Origin of the sequence: Amnibacterium soli (assembly GCF_039544415.1) — a bacterium.
GTDB lineage: Bacteria > Actinomycetota > Actinomycetes > Actinomycetales > Microbacteriaceae > Amnibacterium > Amnibacterium soli.
The window spans coordinates 101342-117737 of sequence record NZ_BAABLP010000005.1; the positions used below are offsets into that span (position 1 = coordinate 101342).

The 16396-nt window shown below is 72.0% G+C and carries 15 protein-coding genes, 1 tRNA gene and 2 pseudogenes; 7 read left to right on the top strand and 11 right to left on the bottom strand.

What is annotated here, in order from left to right; translation table 11 throughout:
• Positions 1-30: 30 nt before the first annotated feature.
• Genes ABEA53_RS12740 through ABEA53_RS12750 form a run of 3 tightly spaced genes read right to left on the bottom strand, consistent with a single transcriptional unit; the run spans position 31 to position 2878 of the window.
• Complete coding sequence (locus ABEA53_RS12740) at positions 31-1389, bottom strand: sensor histidine kinase (protein ID WP_345481601.1); 1359 nt, start codon at positions 1387-1389, stop codon at positions 31-33.
• Entirely contained in the window at positions 1386-2075 is a 690-nt protein-coding gene (locus ABEA53_RS12745) for a response regulator transcription factor (protein WP_345481602.1), read from the bottom strand. The genes ABEA53_RS12740 and ABEA53_RS12745 overlap by 4 nt, the downstream gene beginning before the upstream one ends.
• Positions 2075-2878 carry a COG4705 family protein gene (locus tag ABEA53_RS12750; protein WP_345481603.1) on the bottom strand — a complete coding sequence of 268 codons (804 nt, stop codon included), beginning with the start codon at positions 2876-2878 and terminating at the stop codon, positions 2075-2077. The genes ABEA53_RS12745 and ABEA53_RS12750 overlap by 1 nt, the downstream gene beginning before the upstream one ends.
• A 97-nt stretch (positions 2879-2975) precedes the next feature.
• On the opposite strand from ABEA53_RS12750, the gene ABEA53_RS12755 reads away from it, so the two are divergent.
• Entirely contained in the window at positions 2976-3596 is a 621-nt protein-coding gene (locus tag ABEA53_RS12755) for a DedA family protein (protein WP_345481604.1), read from the top strand.
• 28 nt (positions 3597-3624) lie between these two features.
• Here ABEA53_RS12755 and ABEA53_RS12760 read toward each other — a convergent pair whose 3' ends face one another.
• The 3 genes from ABEA53_RS12760 to ABEA53_RS12770 all read right to left on the bottom strand — a co-directional run bounded on the left by ABEA53_RS12760 (position 3625) and on the right by ABEA53_RS12770 (position 6551).
• The gene (locus ABEA53_RS12760) at positions 3625-3849 is read right to left on the bottom strand and encodes a hypothetical protein (protein ID WP_345481606.1); all 225 of its coding nucleotides are present in this window, start codon (positions 3847-3849) and stop codon (positions 3625-3627) included.
• A gap of 465 nt (positions 3850-4314) precedes the next feature.
• On the bottom strand, positions 4315-4956 hold the full coding sequence (locus tag ABEA53_RS12765) for a phosphatase PAP2 family protein (protein WP_345481607.1): 642 nt from the start codon (positions 4954-4956) through the stop codon (positions 4315-4317).
• A 986-nt stretch (positions 4957-5942) separates the two neighbouring features.
• Positions 5943-6551 carry a hypothetical protein gene (locus ABEA53_RS12770; RefSeq protein WP_345481608.1) on the bottom strand — a complete coding sequence of 203 codons (609 nt, stop codon included), beginning with the start codon at positions 6549-6551 and terminating at the stop codon, positions 5943-5945.
• A 770-nt stretch (positions 6552-7321) separates the two neighbouring features.
• Between ABEA53_RS12770 and ABEA53_RS12775 the strand changes: the two are divergent.
• Positions 7322-8390: pseudogene (locus ABEA53_RS12775) on the top strand (site-specific integrase); the annotation flags it as partial.
• A gap of 109 nt (positions 8391-8499) precedes the next feature.
• Here ABEA53_RS12775 and ABEA53_RS12780 read toward each other — a convergent pair.
• Positions 8500-8571: transfer RNA gene (locus ABEA53_RS12780), tRNA-Arg, on the bottom strand.
• 32 nt (positions 8572-8603) lie between these two features.
• On the opposite strand from ABEA53_RS12780, the pseudogene ABEA53_RS12785 reads away from it, so the two are divergent.
• Positions 8604-8927 (top strand): annotated as a pseudogene (locus ABEA53_RS12785) (nuclear transport factor 2 family protein); the annotation flags it as partial.
• Here the strand turns inward: ABEA53_RS12785 and ABEA53_RS16945 are convergent.
• Positions 8846-9130, bottom strand: a complete 285-nt coding sequence (locus tag ABEA53_RS16945) for a helix-turn-helix domain-containing protein (protein WP_425550632.1) — start codon at positions 9128-9130, stop codon at positions 8846-8848. The pseudogene ABEA53_RS12785 and the gene ABEA53_RS16945 overlap by 82 nt on opposite strands.
• Here ABEA53_RS16945 and ABEA53_RS12790 point away from each other — a divergent pair.
• Together ABEA53_RS12790 and ABEA53_RS12795 are read left to right on the top strand one after the other, a co-directional pair.
• Entirely contained in the window at positions 9077-9229 is a 153-nt protein-coding gene (locus tag ABEA53_RS12790) for a hypothetical protein (protein WP_345481611.1), read from the top strand. The two genes, ABEA53_RS16945 and ABEA53_RS12790, sit on opposite strands and share 54 nt — an antisense overlap.
• Positions 9230-9438: 209 nt before the next feature.
• Positions 9439-13272 (top strand): AAA family ATPase, encoded by a 3834-nt coding sequence (locus ABEA53_RS12795; RefSeq protein WP_425550633.1) that lies wholly within the window; start codon positions 9439-9441, stop codon positions 13270-13272.
• 61 nt (positions 13273-13333) lie between these two features.
• On the opposite strand, the gene mscL is transcribed toward ABEA53_RS12795, so the two are convergent.
• The 3 genes from mscL to ABEA53_RS12810 are packed head-to-tail and all read right to left on the bottom strand — an operon-like array spanning position 13334 to position 14774.
• Positions 13334-13771 carry a large conductance mechanosensitive channel protein MscL gene (gene mscL / locus ABEA53_RS12800; protein WP_345481613.1) on the bottom strand — a complete coding sequence of 146 codons (438 nt, stop codon included), beginning with the start codon at positions 13769-13771 and terminating at the stop codon, positions 13334-13336.
• 52 nt (positions 13772-13823) lie between these two features.
• A complete protein-coding gene (locus ABEA53_RS12805) occupies positions 13824-14156 on the bottom strand; it encodes an FmdB family zinc ribbon protein (RefSeq protein ID WP_345481614.1) in 333 nt (110 codons plus the stop codon).
• 6 nt (positions 14157-14162) lie between these two features.
• On the bottom strand, positions 14163-14774 hold the full coding sequence (locus ABEA53_RS12810; RefSeq protein ID WP_345481615.1) for a 5-formyltetrahydrofolate cyclo-ligase: 612 nt from the start codon (positions 14772-14774) through the stop codon (positions 14163-14165).
• Positions 14775-14813: 39 nt separating this feature from the next.
• Between ABEA53_RS12810 and galU the strand changes: the two genes are divergently transcribed.
• Together galU and ABEA53_RS12820 are read left to right on the top strand one after the other, a co-directional pair.
• Positions 14814-15704 (top strand): UTP--glucose-1-phosphate uridylyltransferase GalU, encoded by an 891-nt coding sequence (gene galU, locus ABEA53_RS12815; protein ID WP_345481616.1) that lies wholly within the window; start codon positions 14814-14816, stop codon positions 15702-15704.
• A gap of 4 nt (positions 15705-15708) precedes the next feature.
• Positions 15709-16356 (top strand): GNAT family N-acetyltransferase, encoded by a 648-nt coding sequence (locus ABEA53_RS12820; RefSeq protein WP_345481617.1) that lies wholly within the window; start codon positions 15709-15711, stop codon positions 16354-16356.
• The last annotated feature ends 40 nt before the right edge of the window (positions 16357-16396 follow it).

Sequence of the window (16396 nt, forward strand, 5' to 3'; positions counted from 1 at the left end):
GCTTCACCGCGCAGCAACGCCGTCTTGTCGTCATCGCAACGCGCCGGCCGGACCGGCGCCGACCGGCTGATCCTGGTCCCGCGTGATCAGCCGGGGCAGCAGGAGCTCGAAGACAGCAGGTGCGCTGCTGGCGAGGCGGAGGTCGCCGCCGGCCTCCAGCACCAGGCGCCGGGCGAGGGCGAGGCCGAGCCCGGTGCCGCCCGCCCTCGTCGTGACGCCGGGGTCGAACAGGGAATCGATCACTGCGGGGTCGATTCCCGGACCGTCGTCCGCGATCCGGACGGCGACCTGCTCCCCGCTGGGCAGGACCTCCACGTCGACGCGCTCGGCGGCCGCGGCGAAGGCGTTCTGCAGCACCGGCGCGATCATGCGCTCGAGCTGCACGAATCGGACGGCGACGCGTTCCCGCGGACCTGAGACCCGGAAGGCGACCACGGGCTGCAGCGAGTCGACGACCGAGCTGATCGCCTCGAGCACGATCGTGTCCCGGAGGCCCTCGGACCCGGCAGCGGCGTCGTCGAGCAGTGCGGTGATCGCTCGTGCCATCGAGGTCGCCGCAGTGTGGATCCGCTCGTACCGGGCGACCTCGGACGGCGGGGTCGAGGACTTCATGAGGGCCAGTTCGGTCTCCCCGATCAGCAGGGTGAGCGGTGAGCGCAGCTCATGCGCGATCTCGGCCGTGAGCCGCCGTTCCGCCGCCAGGGCCTCCTCGACCCGGTCGAGGAGCTCGTCGAGCACGGCCGCGAGCCCCGTCAGCTCGTCCCGCGGCGGTCCGAGCGCGAACCGGGCACTGCTGCGGTGCCGGCTCCACTCCGCCGCCCGATCGGTCATCGCGATCATGGGGCCGAGGGCTCTGCTCAGCACCAGCGCGGCGAGGCCGGTCGCGCCCAGGACGGCGAGCACGCCGAGCAGCACGCCGTCGCGGGTGATCGCCGAGAGCGTCGCGAGGTACGGGGCCTCATCGACCCCCGTGACGGCGACGGCGGCGACCCGGCCGCCGCGATGGACGGGCACCGCGAGGAGATGCAGGGAGCCCACCTGCGCCTCGGTGCGCCGCATCGCCGCACCGAGCCGGCGCACCGCCGCACCCGCTCGACCGGTGAGGTGCGAGCCCTCGAGCTGGTGCCCGGAGCCGTCGAACACCCAGTTCGGTGAGTCCAGCAGGAGGTCGTCCGCCCCGGCGAGGTCCACGGACCGTCCCGACACCACCGTCGCGGCCACGAGGGCGGCCGCGCGGTCGTGCAGGCGCCCGCGGATCGTCGCCTGCACCTCCGTGTGCAGCACCGCGATGGACGCCGCGAGGGCCCCGGTGACGACGAGCGCGCTCAGCAGGAACGAGGCGATCATCAGCCGGACCCCGATGCGGCGACGGCGCCAGGTCCCGATCATCCGGCCTTGAGGATGTAGCCGACACCGCGGACGGTGTGGAGCGACGCCTCCGCACCGAGCTCGGTCAGGTGACGTCGGATGCGGTGCACGTAGGTGTCGAGCGTGTTCCCGTTCACCCGTGCTCCAGGCACCCACGCGGCGTTGACCAGATCGCTGCGCCGCACGAGCATGCCGGCGTGCCCGAGCAGCTCCGCGGCGAGCCGGAACTCCGTCGGCGTCAGCACCCGGACGTCGTCGCCCTTGCAGAGCGCGAACCGCTGCGGGTCCAGCCGGAGGCCCTCGATCTGTGCTGCCGGTTCCGAGCGGCGCGCCAGCGCCTCGATACGAGCCAGCAACTCGGCCACCGCGAAGGGCTTGACCATGTAGTCGAGCCCTCCCGCCGCGAACCCCTGCACGATGTCGTGGACCTGCCCGAGCGCGCTGAGGAACATCGCCGGCGCATCCTGACCGTTCGCGCGCAGCACCCGGCAGACGTCGCGGCCGTCCATGTCCGGCAGACCCACGTCGAGGACCAGCACGTCGATGCGGTCGTCCTCGGAGAACGTGCGGACGGCCTGCGCTCCCGATCGGGCGAACACGGCGGTGTGCCCCGCCTCCGCCAGGCACTCGTCGAGCAGCCGAGTGATCGCGGGGTCGTCCTCGCAGCACGCCACCACGAGCGAGCGGGTCGGTGCCGCGTCGTCCATCACGCGAGGCCCTCCGGCTCGCCCACGGCGAGCCGACGCCCACCCTCGCCCGACCGGAGCCTCGCCGACAGCACCGCCACGAGCACGATGAACCCGAGCAGCAGCACCGCGCTCACCGGCCCGGAGCCGACATCCATGCCTCCGCGGGCCTTGGACACCGCGAACCAGTCCGCGAACGACGCCCCGAGCGGGCGGGTGGTCACGTACGCGATCCAGAACGTCGCCACCGCTGCGCGGCGGGTGAGGGCGAAGAAGACACCGGGGACGGCGAACACGAGCAGGAACAGGAACCCCGACGCGAGGTATCCCAGCCCCAGCGAGGTCGCCGTCAGGTCACCGGCCGCCGTCCCCAACGCGAAGGTGGTCATGACCGCCGCCCAGTAGAACCCCTCCCGCCGGGCCGTCCGGATCTCGTGGACCGAGAGCGTGCGCTCGACGCGCCACCAGACGATGAAGACGATCGCCAGCGCGACGGCGAACCCGACGGTCGACACCGTGTACGGCACACCCAGCCCCACGTGGAGCACGTCCGCTGCCATGGTGCCGAACACGCTGACCATCAGCGCCGAGGTCCAGTACGTCGCGGGCCGGTAGCGGCGAGTCCGGAACTGCAGGACGAGCGCCGCGATGAGCACGAGCAGCGCGACCGGGACCACGAGCTCGGGCGCGAAGGCCTTGACGAAGAAGTCGGACGTCGTCTCACCCATCCCCGTGGTGAGGATCTTCAGCACCCAGAACCCGGCATCGGGCTCGGGCACCCGGTTGTCGGTCACGAGGGCGCCGGGGCGAGTCGGAGCGGTCACGGGACGATGCTCCGGAAGCGCTGATAAGAATCCGCCAAGACGTGCCCGGGTGCCGCATCTTGGACGTTCCTCCGCAGCGGCCCGCCCGCATGGCGACATGGACGTCCACTCCCTCCTCGCCGCCGTCGGACCTTGGGCGCTGGTCGTCATCGCCGGTTTCGTCTTCATCGAGTCCGGCCTGCTGTTCCCGTTCCTCCCGGGCGACTCCTTGCTCGTCACCGCCGGTCTCACGCACCAGAGCCTCGGCCTGTCGGTGCTCGTGATCGCCCTCGTCGCCTTCCTCGCCGCTGTCGCGGGCGATCAGGTCGGGTACCTCCTCGGTGACAGGTTCGGGTCCCGGCTGTTCAAGGAGGACGCCCGGATCCTGAAGACCTCGCGCCTCCGAGAGACCGAGGCGTTCTTCGCGAAGTACGGCGGGCGGGCGCTCGTGCTCGGCCGTTTCGTGCCGGTGATCCGCACGTACGTGCCGCTCGCCGCCGGCAGCGCCCGGTACCCCTATCGTCGCTTCCTGCCGTGGAACCTGCTCGGCGCCTTCCTCTGGGCGGTCGGGGTGACGGTCGTCGGCTCGCTCCTCGGCGGGGTGCCGTTCATCACGGACAACATCGACGTCCTGCTGACCGTGGTCGTGCTGGTCTCGGTGCTGCCGGTCATCATCGGCGCCCTGCGCCGACGTGCGCGGGCACGGCGCGAGGCGCGCGTCCCGAGCCCTCAGGGCTGACGGGCATCGGGCCTGAGCACGCGTCGAATCACTGACGGGAGCGGTTGAACGCCCGGCACTCCGGACAGCGGAACACTGCGCCCGAGATCTCGACCACGGTCTGCATGCCCTCGCAGATCGCGAACCCGCACCGCCAGCAGGTGAAGTCGATCTCGCCGTCTCCGATGAGGATCGGCACCGACTCATGCGCCGAGGTCAGCACCTCCGCGGTACGGCGGGGCCGGGCGATCAGCGGAAGCAGCGAGACGCGCATGCAGGCAGCATGCGGATCGGGTCGCAAGAGACGTCCAAGATTCCGGACCGACGCGGGCACGACAGGCCCTGCCTGATTGCAGCCGTCGCAGTCGCCCGCTCGTCGCCTCGATGCGGGGTAGCAGGCATCACGGAATCGGCGACGCCCGGAAGCAGGAAGAACGCCCCTGACCTCGGAGCAGGCTCCGAGCGCGGCTCGCGGAGCGCGGCCGCCACCTGCTACTGACGTGTCCCTCGGAACGCCGCGCCCAGCATCAGCGTGCCGGTGAGGATCAGCGTCACCGCTGTCGCCAGGGTGCCGAAGTCGGAGTCGATCACGCTGGAATCGTGTCGTCCCGCCGACCCGGGGTCCAACCCCAGAACGCGTCCGGCGAGCAGACCCTCACGACGACGCCGGCCCGTTCCTCCGCCTCCGTGCGCCGTGGCTCGGGCTGCCTCGCGCCGTGGCTGGCGGTGCCGCGACGTGTCAGGTCGCCTCGTGATCCACGACGCTGTCGACCATGGACCTCCTCCGGTCTCGTCCGGCGAGCCGTGCTCGACAGGCGGCCGACAGGAGTATCGCGGTGGCGGCGCCGGCGACGACCGCTGCGAGGACGTCGGTGAGCCAGTGCGCGTGCAGCGCGGTCCTGCTCCATGCCATCGCCACGATCCAGCCGACCGCGAGCACGCGTACGGCGATGCGTCGGATGAGGAGGAACACGACGGTGCCGAGCAGAGCGGCGTTGGCGGTGTGGCCTGACGGGAACGAGTTGAACAGCCCGAAGGCGGCATCCGGCCGCGCCCGCATGGCGAGGGTCTTCATCCCGGCCACGTCGAGAGCGCTGATGAGGCTGGCCGCGAGGACGAACGCACCCCACACCCACCCTCGGACGGCGCTGACCAGCACGCCCACCACGACGGCGAGCGCGGAGCCAGGCAGACCGGTCCCGACCACCGCCAGCGCCGCGGCCACGGCGTGGGTGGCGGGGCCGGCGGAGGAGGTCATCAACCCGTTCCACCACTGGTCGGCAGGCGCCGGCGACGGGTGGGCGATCCGGAAGATCGCTGCGGCGCCCCACACCGCCATCAGAGCGAGTGCAGCGACGAGCGCGCTCCGCCTGCTGGCCATCGGGAGCACTCCGCGGCTCGGCGTCCGCCATGCCCCAGGGATGCTGGTCGTCGGTCGAGCGCGGGTCACCGGTCCAATGTGATCGACCCGTACGGAGAAAGCGCTCAGCCAGGGATTCCGCTGAGCAGCTCATCCGGCATCTGTGCTGCGCACCCCTTCGCCCGAGCTGCCGACCACCGGCCGTCTCCTGAGCCCTGCTGCAGCCCGCGGCGGCCGGATGCCCACGGGACGCCGACGCGGAAGTCATCTGCGGACCCCGACCGGCTGCGGCGGCGACTGCGCGCCGATACGGCTGGAGGACGACGGCAGCCGGGCCGCAGCCCGATCCGAGACCTGCGGCGACGGCTTCACGCCTTCGACCTGCCTGAGCAGTACCGACCTCCTGGGACCGGTCGCACTGCTTCGCGACCCGCAGCGAGCAGAGCCGACGGCTCCCCGGGCCGCACGGCCGGCGTGCCATGGTCGATCCCGGGGCGAGCAACAGCACGACCCGCGCCTTCGGGCAGACACTCGAGGTGCCGCCGGTCGGGAGGAACTCCGTGCACTCGTGCGCTGGGCGGTTTCTTAGGCTCCCGGGAAGAACCTTCGGTCGTGGGTCCCTTTCAAGACATCCCGCCCACGAGTACCGGCCCGATCCGGCCAGGGCCGGGCCGGTACGACCGCACGCCGGTCAGAGCGGAGGTCCCGGGCGGTCATGACGTGCAGTGGCACCACGGCGACTCGACCCGCTTGTGAGAAGCGAGCCCCGCCCCTGACGAAGCGGCAGCGACCTGTTCGGAGTGGACAGGGTGCGGATGCGGCTCGCGAGCCTGACGCGCATCCCGCCGCCCTCGACGACGAATTCAGCGCTTCCGTGGGGGGACGGAGCCCGGGCTCGTCCTGCCATGGGCCAGCAGCTCCGGCGCGATGCTGCTGGCACGACGGTCATTGCTGCGTGGCCGTTCCTCGGGTCGCGGACGGAGTCGTTTCGAGGCCGAGGAGGTCCCTCAGGCGCGACGACCGAGTGCGGGGAGCGCGTCGGCGATACGACGGCCGAGCTCGGCGTGATAGCGCTGATCGAAGGGGTCGGAGCTGTCGATCGATTCGAACTCGGGCGGTTCCACGACGATGACGCGGGGATCGTCACGGGCGTTCAAGCGCATCGCCCTGTTGGTCTCCGACGCCGCCTCCGTCGCGCGGACGTTGAGCAGGGAATACCGAGTCGGCCGAGGGATCCCGACCATGACGACCGTCAGACGATCACTCCCGGTCTCCAGAAGGTGCCGCTGGATCTCGGCTCCATGCCGGGGCATCCCTGCTCCGGGCGCGAAGTTCGCCTCGAGGAAGCACGGCGCGAACACCGCCAGGTCGTACGTGTGCGACCCGTTCGGGCCGAGGAGCTCGACCGCATTCCGCGCGGCGAGCGTGGGCGCGACGCGGAGGTCGACTCGCACCCCACGCCCGGATTCTTTCCCGACCGCGGAGGCGAGCGCGCCCGCGAGCCCCTCGTCGTGCGTGCGCACGCTGTAACCCGCGGCGAGCCCGGCGCCGGCAAGCAGGATCCGCAACGGCGCAGCGCCTTCGACCTGGACGCTCGCCCCCTGCGAAGGCCGCACGCCTCGGAAGCGGAATCTGGCTGCTCGAGCTGCGAAGTAGAACCGGACCCACGCCCCTGCCGCCATGCACGGCAGCATGCGGCCTCTCCTGCGAGGTGCGCCGAGGCACGCCGGTCGCCACCTGCAACCGGGGAACGCCGTGACCGCGAGTCCCGACCGGGGCGGGATGTGCTAGCGCTGGAAGCGGTCTGCCAGCGTCGTCGGCATACAGCGCGGGCACGATTTCAGGCGCCTTGACGTGGCGGAACTCCTGTCCGTACTGCTCCCGGGCAGCACCTGTCAGGAGGTCACGGCTCCTGCCCGGATGCCGCGACGCAGTCTCACGCTGAAGGGCTGGGCGCGAGCTTGACAAGTCAGGAGACACGAGTCGTGGGCTCGGCAGCGCCCGCGGCGTCACCCGCCCCCTCGCTGCGTACCTCGTCGAGTGCGATGGGGGCAGCGAGGGGTTTCGGGCGTCTTGCCCTGTCCTGGCCTGCCACCTCCGCGGTCGCGGCTCCTGAACCACCCTCACTCAGCAGAAAAGCGTTGCTGACTGAGGGTGGTTCAGAAGTACAGGTGGCAGACCAGGACAGGGCAAGACAGGGAGGGCCGGTGCAGAAGCAGGACGGGAGGGAAGGGCATGGGGCAAGGGGTGAGAACGGAGCAAAGTTGTGAGCGGGCGACACGTGGGATGCGGAGCGGGCGGGCGACGGGGGAAGAGTGCGCGGGTGATGAATGCGCGATGTCGGCGGGAGGACTGACAGTGCGGCGGGACGAACTGGGAGGCATTGATGGGCAGTGTCGAGTCGTATGAGACGTCGGCGGGGCGTCGGTACAAGGTGCAGTACCGGAGGCCGGACCGGTCGACGACCACGAAGCGGGGATTCCGGACCAAGAAGGATGCACAGCTGTATCTCGCTCAGGCGGAGCTTCGGATCGCCGGTGGCACCTGGATCGACGAGCGCGCTGCCCGCGCGACGGTCGGCGAGCTCGGCCCGGCGTGGCTCGCGGCGAAGGCGCATCTGAAGCCGTCCTCGTACGCCGTGCTCGCGGCTGCTTGGCGCATCCACGTCGAGCCGGTCTGGGGCGCGAGGCAGATCGGCTCGATCGCGCCGAGCGAGGTGCAGGACTGGGTGGCAGGCCTCACCCGCCGTCGGAGCGCGACCGTCGTGATCCGGGCGCACGGCGTGCTGTCGGGAATCCTCGAGCGCGCGGTGAACGACCGGCAGCTCGGTCTCAACCCGACGCGGGGCGCCGCGCTTCCTCGAAAAGGGCGAAAGCACCGCAGCTACCTCACGCATACCCAGGTCGAGTTGCTCGCTCGGGAGGCGCGCGAACATCGTGCCCTCGTGCTCCTGCTGGCCTATACCGGCCTGAGGTGGGGCGAGGCCGTCGCCCTGCGGCTGGACTCGGTCGACTTCGCTCGAGAGCGCATCGTCGTTCGGGCGAACGCAGTCAACGTCGCCGGTCACATCATCCCCGGCACGCCCAAGAGCCACGTCTCGCGCAGCGTCGCCTTCCCGCACTTCCTCGCGGCGAGCCTGCAGGTGGAGTGTGCGGGCAAGGCGCCTGGTGACCTCGTCTTCGGCGCCGGCACCGAGTACCTGCCTACGCCCACCCACCGGGACGGCTGGTTCGCCGGAGCGCGGAACCGGTGCGTGCAAGCCGACTCGACGTTCCCGGCCCGGCTCACCCTGCACGACCTCCGGCACACCGCTGCGAGCCTCGCGATCTCCGCCGGCGCGAACGTCAAAGCAGTGCAGCGCATGCTCGGCCATGCCTCCGCGGCGATGACGCTGGATACGTACGCGGACCTGTTCGAAGACGATCTGAACGACGTTGCAGGGGCCCTCGATCACGCAAGAACGGCTGCAGTTGCAGTCAAAACGCAGTCACGAGCCGGTTTCCAGAGGTCTGCCGGAACCCGCGATCCCCGGAACTACGCGGCAGAACCGGGCATGAAGAACGGTGCCCCTGGAGGGATTCGAACCCCCAACCGTTTCCTTAGGACGGAACTGCTCTTCCATTGAGCTACAGAGGCGGGCCAAGCGCGTTCTGGAGCAGTGTAGAGCCGTGGATGCAGACGACGCCGCCCGCCTGACCGCGCTCGAGGAATCGCTCTGGAGGCCCGCGACGCGGTTCGACCGGGCCCACCTCGCCCGCGTCTACGCCGACGACTTCGACGAGTTCGGCCGGTCCGGCAGGCACTGGTCGCGGGAGGCGTCGATCGCGGCGGACCCGGAGGCGTTCGAGACCGTGCTGCCGCTGCCCGGGCTGCGCATCCGCGACCTCGGGCCGGACGTCGCGCTCCTCACCTACCGCAGCGAGACCGCGTACCCCGACGACGGCGTGACGCTCGTCGCCAACCGCAGCTCGCTGTGGCAGCGGATCGAGGGGGAGTGGCGCCTCCGCTTCCACCAGGGCACGCCGGTGCACTGAGGCGCCGGTCGCGTCCGTCGGCGGCAGCGCGCGCAGCGCCCAGGCGGTCGCGCGGGCCAGCGGGCGGCGGCCTCGGTGCGGCTGCGGGCGCCGAGCTCGGCGCGGATGTGCTCCACCTGCTCCTCGACCGTGCGGGCCTCGATGCAGAGCGCGTCCGCGATGTCGCGGTTCGTGCGGCCGTCGGCGACGAGCGCGAGCACCTCGCCGCTCCCGCGGTGCTCGGCGGGAAGGGGACGGGCCAGATCCACCTCGTGCGCTGACCGAGGAGCAGGGGCGGCGCGGGGACCGATCAGTGTCCCCGCGCCGCTCCCGTTTCCTCGCGCGCCACGCCGCGGCGTGGCGGTGATGAGGCGGGCGCACCCCGACTTACAGTGGCGGCGTGCTGCATGCCGAGGAGGAGAGGGAGGCCGAGCAGGCCCCCGCGCCCCGCGTCGCGACCGGCACGGGGCTCGCCACCGCGCCGAACGCCCTGAGCGTCGGCGACCCCCGCTTCACCCCGGTGAACAGCGCGGTCGGCGCCTGGGACCGGTGGCGGGACGAGCTCGAGCAGGTCGGCGGCATCTCGCCCCTCATCCGCTTCGAGGACTCGGTGCGCACCCGCATCGAGCTGTCGACGACGCACCCCTCCGGCCTCGCGCAGTTCATCACGGGCAAGACGACGCTGCTGTCGAACCTGATCCGCGACGACCTCGCCTTCCGCACCGCCAGCGCGGCGGCCTCCACGCTCACCGCGAAGGCCGTCGAGCTCGCCGCCACCCGCGGCCTCGACGGCATGCACCTCGCGATCGGGCTCGCCGAGTGGCGGTTCGAGAAGCAGGACTTCCGCGGGCCGGTGCTGCTGCGCCCGCTCGCGATCCGCCGCTACGGCCGCGACTTCGAGCTGCGGCTGAAGGGCTCGCTGCAGCTGAACCCCGGCCTCGTCGCGGCGATGCGCGAGCAGTACGACATCGAGCTCGACCCCGCGGCGTTCGTCGCGCTCGCGCTGCAGGCCGGCGCGTTCAAGCCGCAGCCGGTCATCGACCGCCTGCGCGAGCTGACCGGCCACCTGCAGCGCTTCAGCGTGCAGCCCCGGCTGCTGATCTCCTCCTTCGGCGAGGTCGGCGCGGCCCTGCTCGCCGACGCGCGCGACCTCTCGCACCCCGTCATCGACGCGGTCGCCGGCAACCCGACCGCCGTGGCCCGGATCACGGGTGCGACGGAGCGGGTGGAGGTGATCCCGCAGGACCAGCGGCCGCCGACGCTCGACGGCGCGCTGCTCGACGCGGACCCCGAGCAGGAGCAGGCCGTCGCGGAGATCGCCGCCGGGCACCACCTCGCCGTGCACGCGCTGCCCGGCACGGGCGCGACGCAGACGATCGTGAACGCGATCGGCTCGCTCGTCGCGCAGCACAAGCGCGTGCTCGTGGTCAGCCCGCGCCACGCGACGCTGCGCGCGGTCGCCGGCCGGCTGGCCGACATCGGGCTGCCGGGGCTCACCGCGTCCGGCCGCTCCGCGCGCCGCGACCTGATCCAGGCGATCACCCGCAACGAGCGGGCCGAGGCCGCCGAGACGGGCGAGGTCGACGAGGCCCTGACCCGCCTCCGCTCCGTGCTGCTCGACTACCGCGCCGCGCTCGGCCGGCGCGACCCGGTGCTGCGCGTGAGCGTGCTCGACGCGCTCGGCGAGCTGTCCCGCCTGGCCCTGCTGCCCAGCCCGCCCGCGACGACGGCCCGCCTGTCGACCCGCGCGATGGAGGCGCTCGCGATGGACCGGGGCGCCGTCCAGCAGGACCTGCTGCACGCGGCCGCGCTCGGCGAGTTCCGCGTCGGCCCGCTGGACTCGCCCTGGTACGGGGCCGTCTTCGCCGACGGGCAGGGCGCCGCCCAGGCGCACGCGCTCGCCAAGCGGCTGTCGGCCACCGAGGTGCCGCGCCTGCTCGAGCGCGCCGACCAGCTCATCGCCGGCAGCCGGTTCCGGCCGTTCGGCACCGTCGCCGAGCTCGGCGTCTACCTCCGGCTGCTGCTCGACATCCGCGAGACGCTCGACAAGTTCCAGCCCGCGGTGTTCGACCGCTCGCTGGGCGAGCTGATCCTCGCGACCGGGCCGCGCCGCGACTCCAGCGAGATGTCCTCCGTGAACCGTCGGCGCCTCAAGCGCCTGGCGAAGGAGTACCTGCGCCCCGGCGTGCACGTCGCCGACCTGCACGACTGGCTGCAGCGGATCCAGCAGCAGCGGGTGCTGCACCAGCGCTTCGTCACGGCCGGGCAGACGCCCGACGTGCCCGCCGGCATCACCGACCTGTGGACCGAGCACTCGGCGGTCGCCGCCGACCTCGCCGCGCTCGACGAGCCGCTCGGGCTCACCGGCACGCCCGACTCGCTGCTGCAGGAGCCGATCGACGGCCTCGGCGACCGCCTCGCCGCGCTCGCCGCCGACTCCGACGTGCTCGAGAACCTGCAGGACCGGCAGACCGTGATGGCCCGCCTCAAGGCGCAGGACCTGGCGCCGCTGCTCGAGGACCTCGCCGGTCGGCACGTGCCGCCGGAGCGGGTCGGCGCCGAGCTCGAGCTCGCGTGGTGGAAGAGCGTGCTCGAGCGGCTGCTGGCCGAGGACCCGGCGCTGCTCGGCGCCAACACGACCGTGCTCGACCGGCTCGAGCAGGACTTCCGCCTCGTCGACGAGGCCCACGCCGGCGCGAACGCCAAGCGGCTCGCGTGGCAGCTCGCGGACGCCTGGCGGCTCGCGCTCGCCGACCGCGGTGCGGAGGCGGAGGCGCTGCGGCAGCTGCTCCAGAAGAAGGTCGACGACTTCCAGGTGCTGCACCGCGAGGCGCCGCACCTGATCAAGCTGCTCTCCCCGGTCTGGCTCGCGTCGCCGTACGAGGTGCACACCCTGGGCGACGTGGTGTTCGACGCCGTCTTCGTCGTCGACGCGGGCGCCCTGTCCTTCGCGGAGGGGCTCGGCGCGATCCGGCGCGCGAAGCAGGTCGTCGTGTTCGGCGACCCGGTCACGCAGACGCCCATGCCGTTCGACATCGCGGTGCGCGAGACGGAGCACGAGCAGGAGACGCAGAAGCGCCTCGACGAGCGCCAGGCGGACAGCGTCTTCCAGCGCATCGCGGACCTCGTGCCGACCGTCGAGCTGCGCACGAGCTACCGGGCGGGCGGCGAGGACCTGGCGGAGCTCGTGAACCGCCGCTTCTACGACGGCCGCATCGTCAGCGTGCCCTGGGCCGGCACCTTCCTCGGGCACGGCAGCCTCGTGCTCGACTACGTCGACAACGGCCACGGGCTGCCCGACGCGGAGACCGGCACGGTCGAGGCGACGGAGCCCGAGGTCCAGCGCGTGGTGGAGCGGGTGCTCGACCACGCCGCCACCCGCCCGCGGGAGTCGCTGATGGTGATCTCCGGCAGCGCGAAGCACGCGATCAAGGTGCAGCAGGCGGTGATGAAGGCGCTCGTGCGCCGCGGCGACGTCACCGAGTTCTTCACCCGCGACCAGGCCGAGCCGTTCATCGTCGTGACGCTCGCGGAGGCGGTCGGCCACAGCCGCGACCGCGTCATCCTGTCGGTCGGGTTCGGCCGCACGCCGCACGGCCGCACGCTGTCGCAGCTCGGGCCGCTCGCACGGCCCGGCGGGGAGCGCCTGCTCGCGGCGGCCGTCACGCGCGCCCGCCGCTCGCTCGCGATCGTCTCGTGCTTCCGGCCGGCCGACCTCGACGGCGACCGGATGCCCGCGGGCGTGCTCGCCCTGCGGCGGCTGCTCGCCGACGCGGAGGGGCGCATCTCGGACGAGGAGATCGACGACGACCGCGACGCGATGCTCGTCGACCTCGCCCGCCGCCTCCGGGCGCTCGGCATGACGGCGTCGCTCGGGTACCACGACAAGCTCGGGCTGGTCGCCTCCCACGGCGCCCGCGCGATCACCGTCGAGACGGACGCGGCGCTGCAGGGCAGCAGTCTGCGCCAGGGCCTGCGCCTGCGACCCGAGATGCTGAAGCGGCTCGGCTGGCACTACCTCCGGGTCCACAGCTTCGACCTGTTCAGCGACCCGGACATGATCGCCCAGCGCATCGCGATCGCCCTCGGCCCGCGAGCCCACTCCGCTGACGACGACGATCCCGATCGTCGAGGTCCGCACCTGACCGAGCCGCGCCGGCACCGCCGGGTGCGCACGCAGCCGGTACCGGGCTCCGACCCGACGCCGTCGGCGGGGGAGCGCGCCGCGGAGGACGAGCCCGCCGCCTGGGGCGACGCCGCCCTCGCGCCGGACACGGCGAACGACGCCCGCCTCCGCGCCGACAAGCCGCCCCACTGGGGCTGACCGGCTCCTGACGTCGACCGATCAGGGGGATCGGACCGCCGATCCCCCTGATCGATGGACATCAGTCCTGGCGGATGATGCGCTTGTCGCCGACCTGCTGGTCGCCCTGGAGCAGGTCGCGGATCTGCGCGAGCAGGTCCAGCTCCGTCGGGGGAGCCGGCACGTCGGCGGTCGGCTCGGCGGGCTGCTGGAACGCGCGCTTCATCATCGCGTTGATCGGCAGCACGAAGACGAAGTAGACGACCGCCGCGATGATGACGAAGTTGATGATCGCCCCGACGACGGCCCCGAACTTGATGTCCGCCGTGCCGGCCGTCAGCGGGATCGACACGACCCAGAGCTTGTCGAAGCTGTTCGCCCGGAAGATCGCGCTGATGATCGGGCTGAAGATGTTGGTCACGACAGAGGTGACGAGCGCCGTGAACGCGGCGCCGATCACCACCGCGACGGCGAGGTCGATGACGTTGCCGCGCAGGATGAACTCTTTGAAACCCTTCATGCCCTCCTGTCTAGCAGGCGGCCGACCGACGCCTGTGAACGGCGTGTAACGGTCAGGAGGAGGTCGACGGGGTCGACGCGGGCTTCGCGCCGCCGTCCGACTTCGCGGCCGGCTTCGCGCCGCCGTCGCCCTTCGGCGCGGAGGAGGACGACGAGTCGCTCTTGCCGCCGTCGCCGGATGTCTTGGCGCCGTCGCTGGAGGTGGAGCCCGCGCGCGAGTCGTTCCGGTAGAAGCCGGAGCCGTTGAACGTCACGCCGATCGAGCCGTACTGCTTGCGCAGCGCGCCGCCGCAGACGGGGCACTCGGTGAGCGGGGCGTCGCTGAACTCCTGGTGGACCTCGAGCGGGGTGCCGCAGTCGCGGCACTTGTAGGCGTAGACGGGCATGGGGCCTCAGATCCTCCGGTGGCGGGCGGAGCGGGTCGAGAACTCCACGGTCCTCGTCGGGGTCACGACGCCGTCGACGGCCTGGTCGTGACGTTCCCTGGGCACCTCGTCCACGAGCTCCGAGTCGAAGATTACCGCGTACACCGGAGGGCACCGCTCCATGGACCCGAGCGTCTTGTCGTAGTAGCCGCGGCCCCAGCCGAGGCGCATCCCGGTGCGGTCCACCGAGGCGGCAGGCACGACGATCAGGTCGACGTCGTTGATCGCGATCGGGCCGAGCAGCTCGCCGAGGGGCTCGGGCACGCCGGCGATGCCGAGCGTCTCCTCCTCCTCGTCCGTCGCGGTCGTCCAGTCGAGCAGGCCGTCGGTGCGGCTGATCGGGAACAGCACCCGGATCCCCTCGGCGCGCGCCCAGTTCGCGAACGGCCGCGTGTTCGGCTCGTCGACCGCGGAGAGGTAGCAGGACACCTGCTTCGCCCCGGTCGCGCGGGTCAGCGCGACCAGCTGCTCGGTGATCCCATCGCTCGCCGCGGACCGTTCGTCGCGGGTCAGGTTGTGCCGTCGCTCACGCAGCTCGGCACGCAGTGCCCGCTTCTGGGGTGCGAGGTCGCCCGTCATGGCCCGATTCTAGGAAGTGCGGGCGGATACCCTGACCCCATGGCGTACCACATCACCAAGGCCGTGATCCCGGCGGCCGGCCTCGGCACCCGCTTCCTCCCGGCGACGAAGGCCATGCCGAAGGAGATGCTGCCGGTCGTCGACAAGCCCGCGATCCAGTACGTGGTCGAGGAGGCGGTCGCCGCCGGGCTCAACGACGTGCTCATGGTCACCGGTCGCAACAAGTACGCGCTCGAGAACCATTTCGACCGGGTCTACGAGCTGGAGGCGACGCTCGAGAACAAGGGCGACCACGCGAAGCTCCAGCGCGTCCGCGAGTCGACGAACATCGCCGACATCCACTACTTCCGCCAGGGCGACCCGCGCGGTCTCGGCCACGCCGTGCTGCAGGCGCGCATGCACGTCGGGCACGAGCCGTTCGCGGTGCTGCTCGGCGACGACCTGATCGACGCCCGCGACCCGCTGCTGCAGCGGATGATCGACGAGTCGGGCAAGCGCAACGCCTCGGTCGTCGCGCTGATGGAGGTCGACCCCGACCAGATCCACCTGTACGGCGCCGCGAAGGTCGAGACGACCGACGAGGACGACGTGGTGCGGATCACCGGCCTCGTGGAGAAGCCCTCCAAGGAGAACGCGCCCTCCAACTACGCGATCATCGGCCGCTACGTGCTGAAGCCCGAGATCTTCCCGATCCTCGAGCACACGAAGCCCGGCAAGGGCGGCGAGATCCAGCTGACCGACGCGCTGGAGGAGATGGCCGGCGCCGCGTGGACCGGCGGCGTCTACGGCGTCGTCTTCCGCGGCCGCCGCTACGACACCGGCGACAAGATCGACTACATCAAGGCGATCCTGCAGCTCGCGACCGACCGCGACGACCTCGGCCCCGAGCTGCGGCCGTGGCTGCGCGAGTTCGCCGCCGGCCTCGACTGAGCACGTGGTCGTGCCCGTCCCCACCCTGCGCTCCGGCAGGGTCGGCATCCGTCCCATCCGCCTCCGCGACGCCCGCTCCATGGAGCGCGAGCTCGTGGAGGGGCGCGCGTGGATGCGCGAGTGGGAGGCGACCAGCCCCCGCGGCTCGGTCGGCTTCGACACCCGCGCGAGCATCCGCGCGCTGCAGCAGAACGCCCGCTCCGGCCAGGGGCTGCCGTTCGTCATCGAGGTCGACGGCGAGCTCGCCGGCCAGCTGAACGTCACGTCGATCGCGTACGGCTCGCTGTCCTCCGCGACGATCGGGTACTGGATCGCCGAGCGGTTCGCGGGCGCGAGCGCGACCCCGACCGCCGTGGCGCTCGCGACGGACCACTGCTTCCAGTCGCTCGGGCTGCACCGGATGGAGATCTGCATCCGGCCCGAGAACGCGAAGTCGCTGCGGGTCGTCGAGAAGCTCGGCTTCCGCTACGAGGGCCTGAAGCGCCGGTACATCCACATCAACGGCGACTGGCGCGACCACTACTGCTTCGGCCTCGTGACGGAGGAGGTGCCGGAGGGGGTCCTGCGGCGCTGGCAGGAGGGCCGCGTGCCGACCGACGCGGCCGCCGTGCCGGAGGAGGACCGCCGACTGGCGGCCACGCCCTTCCCCTGATCCGCGGACTCCCGAGCCCTCGGACTGGGGGCGCGGCGGA

Bases quoted from the DNA above. Each gene is read 5' to 3' on its own strand.
- ABEA53_RS12755 (WP_345481604.1), top strand. From the start codon at position 2,976: ATGGACGTCCACTCCCTCCTCGCCGCCGTCGGACCTTGGGCGCTGGTC.
- ABEA53_RS12740 (WP_345481601.1), bottom strand. From the start codon at position 1,389: ATGATCGGGACCTGGCGCCGTCGCCGCATCGGGGTCCGGCTGATGATC.
- ABEA53_RS12810 (WP_345481615.1), bottom strand. From the start codon at position 14,774: ATGACGGGCGACCTCGCACCCCAGAAGCGGGCACTGCGTGCCGAGCTG.
- ABEA53_RS12765 (WP_345481607.1), bottom strand. From the start codon at position 4,956: ATGGCCAGCAGGCGGAGCGCGCTCGTCGCTGCACTCGCTCTGATGGCG.
- mscL (WP_345481613.1), bottom strand. From the start codon at position 13,771: ATGAAGGGTTTCAAAGAGTTCATCCTGCGCGGCAACGTCATCGACCTC.
- galU (WP_345481616.1), top strand. From the start codon at position 14,814: ATGGCGTACCACATCACCAAGGCCGTGATCCCGGCGGCCGGCCTCGGC.
- ABEA53_RS12760 (WP_345481606.1), bottom strand. From the start codon at position 3,849: ATGCGCGTCTCGCTGCTTCCGCTGATCGCCCGGCCCCGCCGTACCGCG.
- ABEA53_RS12745 (WP_345481602.1), bottom strand. From the start codon at position 2,075: ATGGACGACGCGGCACCGACCCGCTCGCTCGTGGTGGCGTGCTGCGAG.
- ABEA53_RS12805 (WP_345481614.1), bottom strand. From the start codon at position 14,156: ATGCCCGTCTACGCCTACAAGTGCCGCGACTGCGGCACCCCGCTCGAG.